9 protein-coding genes are annotated in these 18,195 nt (G+C 69.7%); 3 read left to right on the top strand and 6 right to left on the bottom strand.

The genetic code is table 11. The features are described from left to right. Window positions 1–1,935 (top strand): gluzincin family metallopeptidase, encoded by a 1,935-nt coding sequence (locus Q9246_RS12395; protein WP_306397843.1) that lies wholly within the window; start codon window positions 1–3, stop codon window positions 1,933–1,935. Here Q9246_RS12395 and recD read toward each other — a convergent pair. The 4 genes from recD to Q9246_RS12415 form a co-directional block, all read right to left on the bottom strand. Next, a complete protein-coding gene (gene recD / locus Q9246_RS12400) occupies window positions 1,921–3,849 on the bottom strand; it encodes an exodeoxyribonuclease V subunit alpha (protein WP_306397844.1) in 1,929 nt (642 codons plus the stop codon). The two genes, Q9246_RS12395 and recD, sit on opposite strands and share 15 nt — an antisense overlap. Beyond that, a complete protein-coding gene (gene recB / locus Q9246_RS12405) occupies window positions 3,836–7,498 on the bottom strand; it encodes an exodeoxyribonuclease V subunit beta (protein WP_306397846.1) in 3,663 nt (1,220 codons plus the stop codon). The genes recD and recB overlap by 14 nt, the downstream gene beginning before the upstream one ends. Further along, a complete protein-coding gene (gene recC, locus Q9246_RS12410) occupies window positions 7,495–10,884 on the bottom strand; it encodes an exodeoxyribonuclease V subunit gamma (RefSeq protein ID WP_306397847.1) in 3,390 nt (1,129 codons plus the stop codon). The genes recB and recC overlap by 4 nt, the downstream gene beginning before the upstream one ends. A gap of 81 nt (window positions 10,885–10,965) precedes the next feature. Continuing rightward, window positions 10,966–14,016 carry a CHASE domain-containing protein gene (locus Q9246_RS12415; protein WP_306397848.1) on the bottom strand — a complete coding sequence of 1,017 codons (3,051 nt, stop codon included), beginning with the start codon at window positions 14,014–14,016 and terminating at the stop codon, window positions 10,966–10,968. Between the two features lie 83 nt (window positions 14,017–14,099). On the opposite strand from Q9246_RS12415, the gene Q9246_RS12420 reads away from it, so the two are divergent. Beyond that, window positions 14,100–16,148, top strand: a complete 2,049-nt coding sequence (locus Q9246_RS12420) for a prolyl oligopeptidase family serine peptidase (protein WP_306397849.1) — start codon at window positions 14,100–14,102, stop codon at window positions 16,146–16,148. Between the two features lie 19 nt (window positions 16,149–16,167). Here Q9246_RS12420 and Q9246_RS12425 read toward each other — a convergent pair whose 3' ends face one another. Then, on the bottom strand, window positions 16,168–16,749 hold the full coding sequence (locus tag Q9246_RS12425) for an acyl-homoserine-lactone synthase (protein WP_306397850.1): 582 nt from the start codon (window positions 16,747–16,749) through the stop codon (window positions 16,168–16,170). A gap of 185 nt (window positions 16,750–16,934) precedes the next feature. On the opposite strand from Q9246_RS12425, the gene Q9246_RS12430 reads away from it, so the two are divergent. After that, window positions 16,935–17,207, top strand: coding sequence for a helix-turn-helix domain-containing protein (locus Q9246_RS12430; protein ID WP_306397851.1), 273 nt, complete (start codon window positions 16,935–16,937; stop codon window positions 17,205–17,207). Here the strand turns inward: Q9246_RS12430 and Q9246_RS12435 are convergent. Further along, window positions 17,182–17,922 carry a helix-turn-helix transcriptional regulator gene (locus Q9246_RS12435; protein WP_306397852.1) on the bottom strand — a complete coding sequence of 247 codons (741 nt, stop codon included), beginning with the start codon at window positions 17,920–17,922 and terminating at the stop codon, window positions 17,182–17,184. The two genes, Q9246_RS12430 and Q9246_RS12435, sit on opposite strands and share 26 nt — an antisense overlap. Window positions 17,923–18,195 lie beyond the last annotated feature (273 nt).

Below are 18,195 nucleotides of genomic sequence, written 5' to 3' on the forward strand. Positions count from 1 at the left end.
ATGAACGAGGGCGGAATCCAGCCGGCTTCCACCGCGCGCCCCGTCGCCAGCGTGGCGCAATCGCGCGATGGCGGCGCGGCAGCCGCATTGGGGCTGGCCGCCTCGGCGCAAGCGACCCCGCCACAACGGCGCCATGTGCTGGGGCCGAACATCGCGCGCACGATCACGCGCGCCCCGCCCCCGCCGCGCGAGCAACCGCTGTACCGGCCGCTGCGCATCTATACCTCGGATCCCAGCGCGTCGCGGCTCGAAGGCGCGATCACTACGGTCAACGTGCCGTACGAACGCCTGGCGCCCGGGCCCGAAGGCCGCCTGTTCAGGGTCGACAGCCACGATCCCAGCACCGGGGAGGATTACGTGCGCGCCGACCTCGACGCGCCGTATGCGCTGCTGGGCCGGGGCTACGAGCCGGCGCCGTCGGACGTGCGCTTCCACCAGCAGATGGTGTACGCGGTCTGCTCGAATGTGTACGCCGCGTTCCGGGTGGCCCTGGGACGCGAGCCGACCTGGGGTTTCGAGCGCGCCCAGGACGCCAACCGGCTCTGGCTGCAGCCCCACGCGTTTCGCGGGATGAACGCGCACTACGACAAGGTGCAAGGTTCTCTGCGCTTCGGCTACGACAGGGCGCCCGACCTCAAGGGGGCGATCCGGATGCTGCCCGGCGAATACGTGTTCAGTTGCCTGTCGCACGACGTCATCGCGCATGAAGCCACCCATGCGATCCTCGACGGCATGCGCAGCAATTTCTCGATTCCGAGCGGTCCCGACGTGGCGGCCTTTCACGAAGCGATCGCCGACCTCGTGGCGATCTTCCAGCGCCTCGGCTACCGCGAGCTGGTGCGCGGCGCCATCTGCCGCGCGCGCGGCGCGCTGGACCAGGCCTCGTCGCTGGCCGAGCTGGCACGCCAGCTCGGCTACGCCATCGGCCGCCACGGCCCCTTGCGCGATGCGATCGACGCCGATCCGCCGCTACGCTACGACGAACAGCTGGAGCCGCATGCGCTGGGCGCGGTACTGGTGGCCGCCGTGTTCGAGGCCTTCCTGGTGGTGTACCGGCGCAAGGCCGCGCGCTACCTGCGGCTCGCCACCGGCGGCACCGGGGTGCTCCCGGCCGGCGAGATCCCGCCCGACCTGGCCGACATCCTGGCCGACAAGATCAGCGAGCTGGCCAGCCAGTTCCAGGTGCTGGTCATCCGCGCCATCGACTACTGCCCGCCGGTCGATATCCGGCTGGGCGAATACCTGCGGGCGTTGATCACCGCCGACCACGACCTGGTGCCCGACGATCCCTGGTGCTACCGCGAAGCCCTGATCGACGCCTTCCTGCGCCGCGAGATCCTGCCGCGCGGCGTGCACAACCTCTCCGAATCGGCGCTGCTGTGGAACCCGCCCCGGATGCAACACCCGCCGCTGGCCATGCTCAGCTTCGGCGAGCTGCGCTTCGACGGCGATCCCGGCTGCCCTGCCTGCGACAAGGAGCTGCGGCGCCAGGCCGACGTGCTTGGCGACTACGTCACGCGGCCAGACGTCGCCCATGAATTCGGCCTGCTGCCGCAAGGCGCCCCCGGCTTCGCGCCGGGCAGCATCGACCTGCCCGCTGTCACCTCGATCCGCACCGCGCGCCGCGTCGGGCCCGATGGCCAGATCGTGTTCGACCTGGTGGCCGAGGTGGTGCAGGCCTGCCGCAGCCGGACCGCGGACGGCGTCACGGTGCAGACCTATGGCGGCTGCACCGTGATCCTGGCGCCGGACGGCGCCTTCCGCTACGTGATCTCGAAGTCGCCCCTCGGCGCCGAGCGGCTCGAGCGGCGCATGGCCTACCTGGCGTCCGCCGGGGGGCAGCACTACTGGAAGATCGAGGACGGGCAGTATCGCCTGCGCGGCACGTTCTTCAACCTGCTGCACGATGCAGCAGCCGTCTCAAGCCACCAGTGAGCGCAAGCCGCTGGTGCGATAGGTTCGCCGCGCGATCGCCTCGCGCAGCACGTCGCCGTTCGGCGTCACCAGCGTGAATTCCTTGCTGGCGCGCGTGATGCCGGTGTAGACCAGTTCGCGCGTGAGCACCGCATTGCCCTCGCGCGGCAGCGCCAGCACCGTGTGGCGGAACTCCGAACCCTGCGATTTGTGGACCGTCATCGCGAACGCCGTCTCCACATTGCGCAGGCGCGAGGCCAGCACGCTGCGCACGGCGTCTCCTTCCAGGAAGTACACGCGCGGCGCGCCGGGACGCGCCGGATCGGGCAGCGCGATGCCGATGTCGCCGTTGAACACGCCGGTCGCGTAATCGTTGCGGGTCACCATCACCGGCCGTCCCACATACCACTCGGCGCCGTGGCGCAGCAGGCCCTGCGCCGCCAGCCGCTTCTCGATCGCCTCGTTCAGGCCCGTCACGCCCCACTCGCCGTCCCGCACCGCGCACAGGATGCGGAAGGTCTCGAAGCTGCGCAGCACCCTTCTCACCCAGTCTTCATGGTCGCCGCCCTGCGCGCCGGCGCGCAGCAGTTCCAGGTAGGGCGCATAGCCGGCCTGCGCCAGCTGCAGGACCTGCGCCTGCTGCGCGTGCTCCATCCAGTGCACGTCGCCGCCGCCGGCGCGCAGGATGTCTTCCACGCGCGCCTCGTCGCCGGCATTCACCGCCAGCGCCAGCTGGCCAATCGGCCCGCCGAAGCGGCGGCTGCGGCGCAGCATCACGGTCTGCTGGGCCAATGCGCCGCCGTCGGCGCGGTAGGCCGCGGGAATCGTCTCGCCGCTGGCCCGTTCGACATAGGCCACCGTCGCCGCGTCGTAGCGACCTTCGTGGGCGTCGTGGCACAGGTCGCCCAGCACGGCGCCCGCCTCCACCGACGCCAGTTGATCCTTGTCGCCCAGCAGGATCAGGGTGGCGGTAGGCGGCAGTGCGTCGAGCAGGCTGGCCATCATCTCCAGGTGCACCATCGAGGCTTCGTCGACGATCAGCACGTCGACCTCGAGCGGGTTGCCGCGGTGGTGGCGGAAGGCGCGGGTGTCGGGCCGGGCGCCGAGCAGGCTGTGCAGGGTGCGGGCCGCGCCCATGCGCGCCGTCAGCTCGCGCAGCGGCAGCGCGGCGCCGACCCGGTCGGCCAGCTCGCCCAAAGCCTTGTCGATCGACTGCTTCAGGCGCGCGGCGGCCTTGCCGGTCGGTGCGGCCAGGGCCACGCGCCGCTGCCCGGCATCGGGCGCGATCGCGAACAGCAGCGCCAGCAGGCGCGCCACGGTGTACGTCTTGCCGGTGCCGGGGCCGCCGGTGATGATCGCCAGCGAACCGCGCACCGCGGCCGCGCAGGCCAGCTTCTGCCAGTCCGGGCCGTCCGCATCGGGCTGGGCATCGAACAGGCGATCGAGCCAGCCGCGCACCAGCGCCTCGTCCACCGCATGCACGCTGGCGGCGCGCGAGCGCACGTTGTCCGCCACGTGCGTCTCGTCGCGCCAGTAGCGGCGCAGGTAGAGCCGCTCGCCGTCGAGCACCAGGGGCTGGTCGTAGTCGAATTCCTCGCGATCCCACACCTGCTCGCAGCCGGCCAGCAGCTTGCGCCAGCCTGTTGCCCCCTTTGGCAGCGGCGCGGCGGCGGCCGCCAGTTGCGCCCACTGTTCCTCGCTCCAGCCCAGCAGCGCGGCCGGGCCGGCGGCCAGGTCGGACAGCTGCAGGCAGCTGTGGCCATGGCCTTCGAGTTCGGACAGCACTGCCGCCGCCAGCACCAGCGGCGCCGGCGCGGCGCCCAGCTGGGCGATGAAGCGCGCGAAGGCGCCGGAGAGGCGGCGCAGCTCGCCCTCCTCGCTCAAGCGCCCGATTTCGCCCCACAAGAGATCGATATTCGCGTCAACCTTCGGCATGCTCTTCCTTGTCCAGCAATCGTTCCAGTTCGTCCAGCAGTTCCAGGTCGGGCGCCAGCACGCAGCAGCCGCGCGTGTCCGGGTTGGCGATCCCGCGCAGGAACATGAAGACCGCCCCGCCCAGCTGGTATTCGGGCTCGTAGGCCTCGCCCAGGCGCGCGCGCAGCAGGCGGTGCAGGGCCAGCAGATAGATGCTGCCCTGGATCTCGTAGCGGTGCTCGGCCATCCCCGCCTCCATCGCGGCGCGGGTATAGGCCGCATCGTTGGGCCCCAGCGCGTTCGACTTGTAGTCGAGCACCCAGTAGCGGCCCTCGTGTTCGAACACCAGGTCGGCGAAGCCCTTCAACATCCCATGCAACTCACGCTCGGGCAGCCGCGGACGCTCGATCCCGCCCAGCAGGCGACTGCTGCACAGATCGTCCAGCCGCTTCAGGTCCAGGTGCTGGCTGGGGAACCAGAATTCCATCTCGGACAGGACGCCTTCCAGATCGCGCAGGGCGGCATTCAGGGGCGGCAGCGGCGTGTCGACGATCGCGCGCAGCCAGGCCAGCGTATCGGCCAGGTGGTTATCCCATCCCTTGCGCGTGATATCCCTGACCACACGCGCTTCGCCATCCGGCTTGTCGAGGCAGTCGAAACCGTCGCGCGCCAGCCCTTCGAGCAGCTCGTGCATGAAGTTGCCGGGCTTCGAGCCGCGCGGGAAGCGGTGCCACGGCGCGTCCTCGATGCGCGGCGGCGTCGCCACTTGCGGCGCTTCCTCGAGCAGGGTCTGGGCCGAGGCCCGCATCGGGACCGGGGTCGACGAAGCCACCGTATGGCGGGTGATCGAGGTGAACGAGCCGACCGACCAGTCGCGCTCGAACTCGGCGTCATACACGCGCGGCGCGTCGAGTTCGGGCTGGACGTCATGGCGCGACAGCAGCGTGACGCCGTCATCCGGCTCCAGCTCGTGCACCACGATGGCCTCGAGGTCGCCGCGCAGCACGCCGGCATGGGCGTGCAATTCGGCCGACGTCATGCGTTCGCCGCCGCGCAGCAGGTAACCGAGCGCGGACAGGTGCAGCGAATTGCCCTTCTCGCGGGTGAACGTCACGCCGGCCGCGCCCAGCCACATGAAGTGGCGCGCCCGGGTCAGCGCCACGTACAGCAGGCGCAGGTCTTCTTCCAGGCGCGCGCGGTCGACCGCTTCCAGCGACGCCTCGGTGCGCGCGAAGTCCAGGCGGCGCGCGCCATCGGCGTCGGCGTAGTGGAAATAGGGATCGCGGCGTTTGGTCGGGCGCAGGCTCACGCCGAACGGCAGGTAGACCAGCGGATACTCCAGGCCCTTCGACTTGTACACCGTGACCACCTTGACCAGCTGGGCGTCGCTCTCCAGGCGCAGCACGCGCTCGTCGTCGCCGTCGCCACCGGATTCGATCTGTTCCGCGAACCAGCGCACCAGGGCCTGCTCGCCTTCGAGCTGGCCGCTCGCCTCCTGCAGCAGCTCGGCCAGGTGCAGCAGGTTGGTCAGGCTGCGCTCTCCGCCCGGCGCGCGCAGCAGGCGCGCCGGCAGTTCCAGCAGGTGGATGAAGCGGCGCAGCATCGCCAGCACGCCCTGGCGCTGCCAGACCACGTGCAGGCCCTTGAGCTGCTCGATCCGCTGCTCCCACTCCACCTCATCAAGCGCCAGGCGCGCCAGCGCTGCCAGTTCCAGGCCGGCCGAGCCGGTGGCGAAGGCGGCCCGCGCCAGCGCGCCGTCGAGGGGCGTGGCCACCGCCTGCAGCCAGCGCAGCACGTCGCGCGCTTCGTCGCTCTGCAGCACCGAATCCTTGTCGGACAGGTAGACGCTCGGCACCTTGCGTCGCGCCAGCGCCTTGCGCACCGCGCTCGCCTCGTCGCCGGTGCGCACCAGGATCGCGATGTCGGCCGGTTTCAGGCGCTCGAAACTGACCTGGCCGTCCTGCTCGTCCTCGAAGCCGACCCGCTCGTCGTTCAGCAAGCGCACAATATGCTCGGCGCAGTGGCGGGCGAAGAAGCCGCGGTACTCGTCGACGCCCAGGTCTTGCTGGCTGTTCAGGCACATGGCCAGCGCCTGGTAGGGTTCGGCCACCCCGACCAGCCGGCGCCGGTGGTCGTTGGCCTTGACCGGTTCGAACGGCAGCGGATTGACGTCGCCGTCGCGGAAGCGGAAGGCGCCCGCCGCATGGCCGGGATGCACCTGGCTCTCCTCGGCGAACGCGAACACGCGGTTGACCGCGGCCACCAGCGCGCGGGTCGAGCGGTAGTTGGTGCCGAGCTTGTAGTGGCGGCCGGTGGTGGCCCGGCGCGCCGCCAGGTAGCTGTGGATGTCGGCGCCGCGGAAACCATAGATCGACTGCTTCGGGTCGCCGATCAGGAACAGGCCCTGCTGCGGATCGTTGTCTTCGACCCGGTACAGCAGGTCGAAGATGCGGTACTGGTCGGGCGAGGTGTCCTGGAATTCGTCGACCAGCGCCACCGGGTACTGGCCGACGATGCGCTGGCGCAGCGCCGCGCCGTTCTCGCCTTCGAGCGCCGTCTTGAGCCGCTGCAGCATGTCGGCGAAGCCGAACTGGCGGCTGCGGCGCTTGAGCTCCTGCATGCGCTGGCCGATGTGGAAGGCGGCATGGGCCAGCATCGCGTGCGGCACCAGCACCAGCGCATCGAGGTCGCGCCGCAACTGTTCGGTGCCCGCAAAGCAGTCCAGGTCTTGCGGATCGTAGCCGTTCTTGCAGGCTTCACGGATGCCGGCCGGGGTCAGCCGGGTCCAGCCAGTCTTGAGGTCGGGTTCCAGCAGCGCGTGGTCGTCGACCCAGGCCTGCAGGTTGGCCAGCCAGCCGCCGACGTTCCCTTCGGCCAGCTTCCTGCCATCGATGCGCTTGACCGCTTGCGCGCGCTCGTTGGCGATCCAGCGCTGCATCCCGAGCGCGCGCTCGCTCCAGCCTTCGCGCAGCGCGATCCGCTGCGCGGCCTCTTCGCGCGCCACGCGCGCCATCGTGTGCGCCAGCGACTCGCCGGGCGACACCTGCAGCAGCGGCACCAGTTCGACCAGCTTGCGCACTTTGGTCTTGAGCGCCTCGACGTTGTTCCAGCTGTCCAGCACCAGCGCCAGCTGCTCGGCGTCCAGCGGGTACACCTGCTGGCGCCAGTAATCGTTGGCGGCGTCCTCGAACAGGGCTTGCTCGCTGCTGACCAGTTCCTCGTCGAACAGGCTGCCGCTGTCGAACGCGTGCTCGCGCAGCATGCGCTGGCACCAGGCGTCGATGGTGAAGATCGCCGCTTCGTCCATGGTCTCGGCGGCCAGCATCAGGCGGTGCCCGGCGACGTCGCGCGCGCCCTGGTCGGGGTAATTCTCCAGCAGGCGCGCCAGGTAGGGATCGTCCAGCACCAGCTGGCCACGGAAGTAGCCGGCCGCCTGCACCAGGCGCTCGCGCACCCGGTTCGACAGCTCGCGGGTGGCGGCGCGGGTGAAGGTCATTACCAGGATCTCGGATGGCAGCAAGGGACGCGCGAAGGCGTCCGGACCGCCATGGCCGAGCACCAGGCGCACGTAGAGGGCGGCGATGGTCCAGGTCTTGCCGGTGCCGGCCGAGGCCTCGATCAGGCGCGAACCGTGCAGCGGAAAGTCCAGCGGGGTGAGCTCCTGGCTCATGACAACGACTCCTGCAATGGGGTGACGACAACCGACTCGCCCAGCCACTCGGCCAGCGGTCCATACAATTCCTGGGCCAGCTCGGGCCAGCCGCCGGCCGCGCACAGCGCGTCGAAGTCGGGCCACAGGCGCCCCACGCACAGGTCTTCGACTTCGCCACGGCTGTTCTTGCCGCCCTCGTACACCGGGCGCGCCGCGCCGCCGCCCAGCTCGGCCAGCGCGGTGCGGCATGCCACCGGCAGCGGGCTATCCAGGTTGGCGCGCCACAGTCGCGCCAGGTCGCGCAACTGCTGCAGCGCCGCTTCCTGCGGCAGCGGCGCCATCTCGACCAGGGCGTCGCGGCTGACCAGGTAGCCTGCCACCGGGCTGCCGGCGGCGGCGCTGGCCAGCTGGCGCAGCCAGGACTTGATCAGCTTGTCGCCGCGCAGCTTGCCGTCCTTGAGCAGCAGCGACGCGGTCTGCATCAGCCAGGCCGGCTGCTCGCCGCCGCCGCGCAGGCGGTCGATCCAGTCGTCGAACACGATGTCGCCCAGGTCGAGCCGCACCGCCAGCTTGGGCGCCGCGGTGGGAAAGCGCGCGCCGAGGCGCAGCCACTCGGTGCGCACCGGGACCAGGGCGCCGACCAGCTGCCCCTGCAGCATGCGCCCGGCCAGGCCGATCGGCAGCACACCGCTGCGCACCAGGCGCTCGGCACGCCGCTCGAGCACGGCGCGCACCTCGTCGATCGGTTCCGGCTCGCCGCTGTCGTCCAGCAGCGCGTCGGCGACGTGATAGTTCTCCAGGGCGTCGAGCGCGAACGGTTCGTCGTCCTCGCCGACCTGGCTGTCCTTCTGGAATACCACGTTCAGCCGGCGCCGGAAGAAATCGACGGCGGGCTGGCGCAGGAAGTTCTCCAGGTCGGCCAGCCGGAGCGTGCTGCCCGGCTCGATCCCGCACGGCGGCAGGTCCTGCCCGGGCCGCTCTTCGCCGCTCCTGTGCGCGGCGCTCCACTCGCCCGCATAGCTCAGCAGGCCGCCCTGCTCGAAATAGCGGCGGCTGAACGGCTGCAGCGCGTGCTCGGTCGTGAGCTGCGACAGGTCTTTCATGGCCCAGCCGTCCTTGAGGTAATCGCGCAGCTGCGCCACCAGCACCGAGGGCGGTTGTTCGCTGTTGTCGCGCACGTTGCGCCCCACCCAGCTCACGTAGAACTTGTCGCGCGCCGCCAGCAGGGCCTCGAGCATCAGGTAGCGGTCGTCGTCGCGGCGCGAACGGTCGCCCGGGCGCGCCATGCCGGGCAGCGCCAGCAGGTCGAAGTCGGCCTGCTGCGCGCGGCGCGGGAAGTCGCCGTCGTTCATGCCGAGCAGGCATACCACGCGGAACGGCACCGCGCGCATCGGCATCAGCGTGCAGAAGGTCACGCCGCCCGAGACGAACTGGTGGTTCAGGGTCGGCTGGTCGAGTTCATTGAGCCAGGCTTCGCGCAGCACCGCCAGCGGCACCGGCTCGGTGAACTCCGCCGCGTCGCAGGTCTCGAGCCAGCATTGCAGGCCTTCGTCGAGGCCGGCCAGGGTCAGGCGGTCTTCCTCGCTGCTGGCGGCATAGAAGCACGACAGCATCTCGCGCGCCGCGACGCCCCATTCGGCCGGGGTGCGCGCCACGTCCAGCTGCGCGCGCCAGTCCAGCAGGCAGTCGACCAGCTGGGCCAGCGAGCCGGCCAGCGCCGCGTCCAGCCCCCCTACTTCGGCATACGGCTCGATGTCGCCGAAGCTGGCGCCGGCGCCGCTGGCATAGCCGAGCAGCATGCGGCGCACCCCGAAGATCCAGGCATTCTGCTCGCCGGCCATGCCCAGTCCGAGTCCGCTGCGGTGCTCCTGGTCCAGGCCCCAGCGCACGCCGGCCCCTTCGATCCAGCGGCCCAGGGTCGGCAAGTCATCCGGCGCCAGGCCGAAGCGGCGCGCCACCGCCGGCACATCCAGCAGGTCGCGCACCTCGCTCTGGCGGCAGCGCTGCTGCGGCAGGCGCAGCAGCCATTCGAGCGAGACCAGCAGCGGGTTCACGCTGCGGTCGCGCACGTCGCCGATCTCGAACGGGATGTGGCGCTTGTCCTGGTGGCGGCGATACTGGCCGAATACGGCGTGGATCGCCGGCGAGAAGCTGTCGATGTCCGGCACCATCACCACCACGTCGCGCGGGCGCAGGCTCGGGTCTTGTGCGAACCACGACAGCATCTGGTCATGCAGCACCTCGACTTCGCGCTGCACACTGTGCGTCACGTGGAATTCGATCGAGCGGTCATCCAGCATCGGCGGCACCCGCGGGTGCTCGGACAGCGGCACCAGGTCGCGCACCGCGGCCTGGGCCTGGGCCAGCAGGGTGCCGCCATCGTCGTCGGCAAACAGGTCGACTTTCAACGGCGCCGTGTCGCCGTCACGCCGGTCCTGGTTGTCGAATTCATCGAGCATCCGCACGAAGTCGCGACCCTGGCGGCCCCAGCTCGCGAGCAACGGATGGCTGTGCGCGTGCAGTTCCTCGAGGGGGTAAGCTCCCAGGTCTATTCCGTTTCTCTGCGGCTGGCGCCGGCGCGCGGCCTTGAGCAGGTCGCGGCCCTCGATGATGTCGCCCCAGTAGAAGCGGCACGGATTCGGCACCGCGAACAGCACCTGGCTGTGGCGCGCCAGCGCGGCGATCGCCTGCAGGGTCTGGTACGGCAGGGTCGACATCCCGAACAGCACCACCCGCCGCGGCAGGCGGCTGGCCGGTTCCTGCCCGGCCTCGATCGCGGCCAGGAATTGCTGGTGGACGGAGGCGCGGCCGCTGGCGCGCTGTTCTTCCGGCACGCTCTCGTGCACCGCGCGCCACAGGCAGGCTTGCCAGCGCTGGTCCGGCGCCAGCGGGACCGGATCGCCGGCGGCGCGCAGCAACTGGTCGCGGCCCGCCGCCCAGTCGGCCAGCCAGTCGGCGCGATACACCTGGTACTGGTCGTACAGGTCGGCCACCCGCTCGGCCAATTGCAGGCGGCGCTCGGCGTCGCCATCGGCCAGGAAGCGCGCCAGCGGTTCATAGCCGTCCTGCTGCAGCAGCGTGGGCAGCAGGCGCATCAGGCGCCAGGTGAGCGGATCCTTGTCGAACGGGGCGCGCGTGGGCACCCGCTCGCGTCCCAGCATGCCGCGATAGGCTTCCCACATGAAGCGCGCCGGCAGCGCCACCCGGGTGGCGGCGCACACGCCGAGTTCCTCGGCCAGCGCAATCTTGAGCCATTCGGCCACGCCGTTCGACTGCACCAAAAAGATCTCTTGCTCCAGCGGGCCGAGGGGATGGTTGCGCAGCCAGTCGAACACGGCGCTGCGCAGCAGCTCCATCTGGTTGCCATGGAGGATCAAAAGGCCGGGAGTGATCGGTGAAGGCATGCGTGTGGCTCGGACGGTCGGGGCCATAGCATACCGTTTTTGGCGCGCCCGCGGTAGGGCCAAACCAGGTGCATTGCCCGTTCAGCGCGCCTCGGTGTCGCGGGCGCCGAACTGGGCCGACACTTCGCGTTCGATGCGGATCAACAGCGCGCGCAGGCGCGCCGCCAGCGCCCTGGCCTGGGCGGTGCCGGCCGCCCCCAGGCGCGGCTCGCGCTTCGGCTGCGCCTCGAGGTCTTCGCAGATGGCGCCGAAACCCGCGGCGCCGACCGCGCGCGCCGCCGATTTGAGCTGGTGCGCCAGGCTTGCCGTGTGGGTCAGGTCGCCGCCGGCCAGGGCGGCGTCGATCCCGGCCAGGTTCTCGCGCGCGGTGTCGAGGAACATGAAGGCATAGCGGCGCATGCGCCCGGGGTCGCCGCCGGCCGTGTCGGCCAGGCTGGACAGGTCCAGCACCTCGCCGTGCAGCGCTGGAGCCGGGCCGGCGCCTTCGCCCAGCCCGGACTGGCGGGTCACGGCGACGTCGGCCACCGGCGCCGTGGTGCGGCCGAGGACGCGCGCGATGGTGGCGGCCAGCAGTTCGGGCACCACCGGCTTGGTGAGGAATTCGTTCATGCCGGCGGCCAGGCAGCGTGCGCGGTCGTCGACGCCGGCATTGGCCGTCATCGCCACCACCAGCGTGTCCCTGAGGGCTGGATCCTGGCGGATGCGGCGGGTCGCTTCCAGCCCGTCCATCACCGGCATCTGCACGTCCATCAGCACGCAGTCGAAGGCGCGCCGCGCCATCGCCGCCAGCGCCTGCTGGCCGTCGTTCGCGACCTCGACCTCGGCGCCGGCCTGCTGCAGCAGTTCGCGCGCGACCTGCTGGTTGAAGGGATTGTCCTCGACCAGCAGCACCGCGCAATCGTCCAGCTGGGCGCTGGACGGGGCCGGCGCCGCGCCCAGGCCGGCGCCCAGCACGGCCCCGGAGCGCCCGCCGGAGGCATCGTCCAGCGCCAGCCGCGCCGTGAACCAGAAGGTGCTGCCGACACCGAGGGCGCTCCTCACGCCGACCTCGCCGCCCATCAGCTCGGCCAGCTGGCGGCTGATGGCCAGGCCCAGGCCGGTGCCGCCATGGCGCCGCGTGGCCGACTGGTCGGCCTGCTGGAAGGGCGTGAACAGGTGCGGCAGCGCCCCGGTCTCGATGCCGATGCCGCGGTCTTCGACCTCGAAGCGCACCAGCACCTCGGGCCCGAAGGCATGGGCCAGGCGCGCGCGCATGACGATCCGCCCGCGCTCGGAAAACTTGACGGCGTTGCCGGCGAAGTTGATCAAGACCTGTTCCAGCCGCAGCGAATCGCCGCACAGGGGCCGCATCAGGACCGGATCGATCTCGATGTCGAAGCCCAGGCCCTTGGCCGCGGCCGCGGTGCCCAGCTGGGCCTCGACGTTGCGCATCAGGGCGTCGAGCATGAAGCACACCCGCGACAGTTCCAGCATGCCGGCCTCGATCTTGGAAAAGTCGAGGATGTCGTTGATGATGCCCAGCAGGTGCTGGCCCGAATGGTAGATCTTTTCGAGATAATCGCGCTGGCGCGGGTCCGGCGCGGCCTGCAGCGCCAGGTGGGTCATGCCGATGATGCTGTTCATCGGCGTGCGGATCTCGTGGCTCATGTTCGACAAGAAGTCGCTCTTGGCCTTGCTGGCGGCGTCGGCGCGCGCCTTGAGGCGGTGCAGCTCGCTGACGTCGGTCGCCACGCACAGCACCGCCGGCTCTTCGTCGACCTGCATCGGCACCCGCACCGTCCACAACTGGCGCGGCGCGCCGTCGGGCCCGGCCTGCGCCACCTGGGCGCTGCTGCGCCGCCCTTCGTGCAGCGCCGCGCGGTCGAGCTCCCAGGCGGCATCGGCCTCTTCGCGCCCCATGGTCTCGACGTCGCGCAGGCCGGTCAATTCCGCCGCCGGGCGTCCGATACTGGACGCGCCCTTGGCATTGAGGTAGCGGATGCGGCGCCCCGCGTCCTTCAGGTAGACCTCGGCGTCCAGGTTGTCGAGCACCGTGTCGAGCAGCAGGCGCTGCTCGTCGGCGGCGCGCCGGGAGCGGTACTGGGCCAGGAACAGTCCATACACGAGCAGGGTGCCGAGGAAGCCGGCGCCCAGCGCCAGCACCGGCAGCCAGGCGTCGGGACCGACCAGCATGGCCGCCTTCGGCACCGCGAAGTGCACCTTCCATTGGCTGCCGGCGAAATCCACGTCCAGCTCGGTGGTGAAGTGCGCACGCTTGTCATGCGGCGTGCGCCGCACGTCCGGCCCATGCAGCAGGATGCCGTTGTCGCCGGCGCCGTAGACGCTGACCGCGCGCGGGATCCAGTCGGGCGCATGCACGGCATTGTCGACCAGCGCATGCACCGCGAACGCGATCCCGAACGAGCCGAGGTAGGCTGCGCGACGGGCTTCGATGCCCGGCGGCGGCGTGCCGCCGCGGTACACCGGCACGCGCACGCCGAGCACGTAATGGGGTACGGGTTCGTCGACCAGGATCGGCTGGCCGGAGGCGCTGATGCCGCCACTGTCGCGCGCCCGGTCCAGCGCGCTGGCCACGGCCGGCCTGGCCGCCATGTCGTAGCCCAGGCGGCGGGCTGGCCTATCGGCCGGATACTGATAGGCGATCGCCTCGTACCAGGGCCGGCGGCCGGCGGGGAAGATCGTGAAATCGGGATAACCGCGCGCCTCGACGCTGCGGTCGGCGCGCATGGCCTCGATGAATGCGCCGCGCTCCCCGCCGCTCACCCGCGCGGCATAGGTCACGCTCTCGATGGCGGGGTAGTTCGACGGCAGGTCGAGCGCGGCGACGTAGCGGTGGAAGGACGCGCGGTCGGGCACCCGCTCGCCGCCGCCGGCTGCGTGCAGGGCCGCCAGCGCGCGCACCGCGCGGCCGTAGGACGCCAGCGCCGCGTCGAGACGCTCGCGCGTGGCCTGCGCCAGGGTCTCGAAGCGCGCCCTCGCATCGTCTTCGATGGCGGCGCTCGCGACCGCGTGCAGCAGGAGTCCCACCGCCAGCGACAGGGCGATGCCCCCGCCCCACAGCACGAATGGCCGGCCGAGGCGCGGGACGGCCGCTTCGATGGCTTCGGGTGCTGTCAAGGTCGCTTGCTTCATGCTTTCCCTGGCAGGCAATGCCTGCCGCGCAAAATTGCTAGTATATCGGCGCGCCGCACCGGCGCGTTACCGATGAGGCAAGCATGCAACACGACAGTCTTGAAGACTCCTGGCTGTGGCTCGAAGAAGTCGACAGCGAACTCGCCCGCGCCTGGGTCGACGCGCGCAATGCGGCGACCGAGGCCGAACTGGAAGCCGATCCCCGCTTCGTCCCGCTGCGCGAACGGCTGCTCGCCATCCTCGACTCGAGCGAGAAAATTCCCTACGTCGGCGTGCATGGCGGCTGGTGCTACAACTTCTGGCGCGATGCCCTCCACCAGCGCGGCGTCTGGCGTCGCACCACGCTGGACGCGTACCGCCAGCCGGCGCCTGCCTGGCAGACGGTGCTCGACCTCGATGCGCTGGCGCGCGCCGAAGACGAGAACTGGGTCTGGGGCGGCGTGTCCTGGCTCGACCGGGAAGGCGACCGCGGCCTGCGCTGCATGGTTTCGCTGTCGCGCGGCGGCGGCGACGCGCACGTGGTGCGCGAATTCGATCTCGAGAGTCTCACGTTCGTGACCGACGGTTTCAGCCTGCCGGAAGCGAAGAGCGACGTGGCCTGGATCGACCGCGACACCCTGTTCGTCGGCACCGACTTCGGCCCCGGCAGCCTGAGCGAATCGGGCTATCCGCGCATCGTCAAGACGTGGAAGCGCGGCGCGCCGCTGGCGGCGGCGGCCACCGTGTACGAGGCGGCGCCGGGCGACCTGGCGGCATCCGGCTACCGGGACCACAGCCCGGGCTGGGAACGCGCCTTCGTGCTGCGCCAGGTCGATTTCTACACGAGCGAACTGTTCTGGCTGCGCGGCGACGCACTGGTAAAGATCGACAAGCCGCTGGACGCCAGCGCCTTCGCCCTGCGCGACCAGTTGATCGTCGAACTGCGTTCGGACTGGACGACCGGCGGCGCGACCTATCCGCAAGGCGCCCTGCTGGCGACCGGCTTCGACGACTTCGTGGCCGGCAAGCGGGAATTCGAGGTGCTGTTCGCGCCGACACCCTCGACCTCGCTCGACGGCGTGACGGCGACCCGGAACTTCCTGCTGCTGACGGTGCTGGACAATGTGAAGAACCGCATCACTGAACTGCGGCGCGAGGATGGCCGCTGGATCGGGCGCGAGGTCGCCGTCCCCGGCTTCGGCGCACTGGGCGTGGCGGCGGTCGATGCGGACGCATCGGACGACTACTTCCTGACCGTGACCGACTTCCTGCATCCGACCACGCTGAACCTGATGCGCGCGGGGAGCGACGAGCGCGAGGCGCTGAAGGCGATGCCGGCCTTCTTCGACGCCGCGCCGTATGAGGTGGCACAGCACACGGCGACCTCCGCCGACGGCACGCCGGTCCCCTACTTCGTCGTCGGCCGCCGCGACCGGCAAGCGGGGACGCCGGCTCCCACCCTGCTGTACGGCTACGGCGGCTTCGAAGTCGCGCTCAAGCCCTTCTACAGCGGCATGACCGGCGCCGCCTGGCTCGAACAGGGCGGCACCTATGTGCTGGCCAATATCCGCGGCGGCGGCGAGTTCGGCCCGCGCTGGCACCAGGCGGCCCTGCGCCAGCACCGCCAGCGCGCCTTCGACGATTTTCTCGCGGTCGGCCAGGACCTGGTGGCGCGCGGGCTCACCACCCCGGCCCGGCTGGGCATCATGGGCGGCAGCAATGGCGGCCTGCTGGTGGGCGCGGCGCTGACCCAGCGCCCCGACCTGTTCGGCGCCGTGGTGTGCCAGGTGCCGCTGCTGGACATGCGGCGCTACCACCTGCTGCTGGCCGGCGCCTCGTGGATGGGCGAATACGGCGACCCGGACGATCCCGCCGACTGGGCCTTCCTGTCTCGCTACTCGCCCTACCATAACCTGCGCCCCGGTCAAGCTTATCCGCGGGTGCTGTTCACGACCTCGACCCGCGACGACCGCGTGCATCCCGCGCATGCGCGCAAGATGGCGGCGCGCATGCTGGAACAGGGCCACGACGTGCTGTACTGGGAAAACACCGAGGGCGGCCACGCCGGCGCGGCCGACAATGCCCAGACCGCGCGCATGTTCGCGCTGACCTATGCCTTCCTGCTGCGGCAACTGGGCGCGCCCTCCGCGTAGTTCCCTGTAGCGCACCGGGTCAGGACGCCAGGCGCTCGGCGAACAGCGCGTCCCAGGTCGGCGCGATCTCGACATAGAGCGCGACCGCGGTCTCGATCCCGACCGCCTGCGGCGCACCGATGCGGGTGGTGACCACGCCGGCCCGGCGCAGCATGCGCTCGATCGCGGTGGTGGTGACCGTCACGTAGCGCGACAGGCCGCGCTCGTGGGCGTGGCGGATGATGGCCTGGATCGATTCCATCGTCATCTCCGAGAAGCCGTAGCTGCCGGCGCCTTCGGTCTCGATCGCGAAGCGCGACAGCTCCCAGATGTGCGGGTCGCTGGGCGCTTCCTGGCCGTCGAGCAGTTGCGGGAAGGAGTCCTTGAGCATGTACGGCCCCTCGGTCGGCAGCAGGCGCCAGCAGCCGCGCAGGGTGTCGTCGTCGCGCATCAGCATGTAGCGCGGCTCGAGCGCGTCGTAGCCATCGATCTCCATGCCGGACAGCACCGGCACCTCCCATCCCAGCCGCCCGCGAAACACCTTCGCGCGCAGCGTATGCATTTCCCACAATTCCTTTGAAGCGAATGCGCGACGCGGCGCGATCCTGATCTGCATGCTCATGGCCAACCCCTTCCTCGTTGAGAAAACCGGTGGAGAAAAAATGCACTACGCATAGAAGCGTCATGCAAATCGGGTAGGCTGGGTACTATCAGCATTGCTAGGTGGCGAGCAATATCGGCGGTGCAATACTTTGGGAAAGACGCAGTTTCCGAATCATTCGACTTACCACCCCGAAAGGACTCACCATGGCAAACGATCTGATGTGCGACGCGTTGGCAGCCGAACTGCAGGCACAACAGTTGGTCCAGGCGGCCGGGGCCGCGCGCCTGGCACCGCACGAACTGCGCCGGCTGCGCATCACCAAGCGCGAAAGCCAGGAAAAATTCTGGGGCCGGTTCGGCGTCACCCAGTCCAGCGGCAGCCGCTTCGAAACCGGCCTGGCGATTCCGGCGCCCGTATCGATCCTGTTGCGCATGTATATCAACGGCAAGCTCAACGATGGTGATCTTCAGGGGTGATGAGCCCCATGGCGATGGCCTTGACCACCGCCTGCTGGCGAGTGTTGACGTCGAATTTTTGACGCACATTCGCCAGGTGAAAATTGACGGTGGCTTCGGAGCAGTTCGTGATGCGGGCAATCTCCCATGACGATTTGCCGGCCATCACCCACTGCAATACCTCCAGCTCGCGCCGCGTCAGGCGCGGCGCTTCATCGACCCTGACTTCTTCTTCGCGGAAGCGGCCGGACGAGCCGAAGGCATAATCCCGCACCAGCGACAGCATCGGCAGCACCTCGGCCATGGCGCGCTGGGCGGCGGCGTCGGGCCGCGCATCGGACGCGAAACTGATGACCCCGAATTCGCCCTGCGGCCCGTGGATCGGCAGGGTCGCGCCGCTGCGGATGCCATGGGCGCTGGCTTCTTCGTAGAAGCCGGCCTGCTGCGGGCTGGAGGCGAAGGTGCCCGGCTGCCACACGATCGGCATCGTGCTCGCCAGGCAGTGCGAGACGGTCGGATCGACGTAGGCGAAGCCGTTGCGGTCATAGCGATCGCGCCAGTTTTCGGAATAATTGCTGCGCAAGAAGGCCGACTCGAAGCGGGTATGGCGCGAATTCACGACGCCAAACAACACCTGGTCGAATCCCAACCCCCGCGCAATCGTGAACAGCGACGCACTCCAGTGGGAGGCGTCCTTGGCCTGCATCAGATCAAGTAATAAGGCGGTGTCAATCATGGGGGCGGTTGTTGATGTAACCCCGCTATGCTAGATGGTTCGACCCGTTCACAAATTCACAGAAATTAACAATCCAATGGTTTACTTCTATCTCTTTTGCATGTTGTCGTGCATAAACAACAACTATTTGCAATTGTGCGCCTTATTTCGAAGGAATCCGCTACCCTCCGCCGAATTACCTGCAATAAATTTCAGAATTGCAAGTATTTGCTAACTGAGGTGCCGTTTCAGACCTTGACTTAGATCTAGAGGACGGTATCTTGCATTTGTGTA

This window comes from Telluria beijingensis (genome assembly GCF_030770395.1).
GTDB lineage: Bacteria > Pseudomonadota > Gammaproteobacteria > Burkholderiales > Burkholderiaceae_D > Telluria > Telluria beijingensis.

What these genes read in the sequence shown, in the direction of transcription:
- Q9246_RS12395 (WP_306397843.1), top strand. Translation starts at nt 1, where the DNA reads ATGAACGAGGGCGGAATCCAGCCGGCTTCCACCGCGCGCCCCGTCGCC.
- recD (WP_306397844.1), bottom strand. Translation starts at nt 3,849, where the DNA reads ATGCCGAAGGTTGACGCGAATATCGATCTCTTGTGGGGCGAAATCGGG.
- recB (WP_306397846.1), bottom strand. Translation starts at nt 7,498, where the DNA reads ATGAGCCAGGAGCTCACCCCGCTGGACTTTCCGCTGCACGGTTCGCGC.
- recC (WP_306397847.1), bottom strand. Translation starts at nt 10,884, where the DNA reads ATGCCTTCACCGATCACTCCCGGCCTTTTGATCCTCCATGGCAACCAG.
- Q9246_RS12415 (WP_306397848.1), bottom strand. Translation starts at nt 14,016, where the DNA reads ATGAAGCAAGCGACCTTGACAGCACCCGAAGCCATCGAAGCGGCCGTC.
- Q9246_RS12420 (WP_306397849.1), top strand. Translation starts at nt 14,100, where the DNA reads ATGCAACACGACAGTCTTGAAGACTCCTGGCTGTGGCTCGAAGAAGTC.
- Q9246_RS12425 (WP_306397850.1), bottom strand. Translation starts at nt 16,749, where the DNA reads ATGAGCATGCAGATCAGGATCGCGCCGCGTCGCGCATTCGCTTCAAAG.
- Q9246_RS12430 (WP_306397851.1), top strand. Translation starts at nt 16,935, where the DNA reads ATGGCAAACGATCTGATGTGCGACGCGTTGGCAGCCGAACTGCAGGCA.
- Q9246_RS12435 (WP_306397852.1), bottom strand. Translation starts at nt 17,922, where the DNA reads ATGATTGACACCGCCTTATTACTTGATCTGATGCAGGCCAAGGACGCC.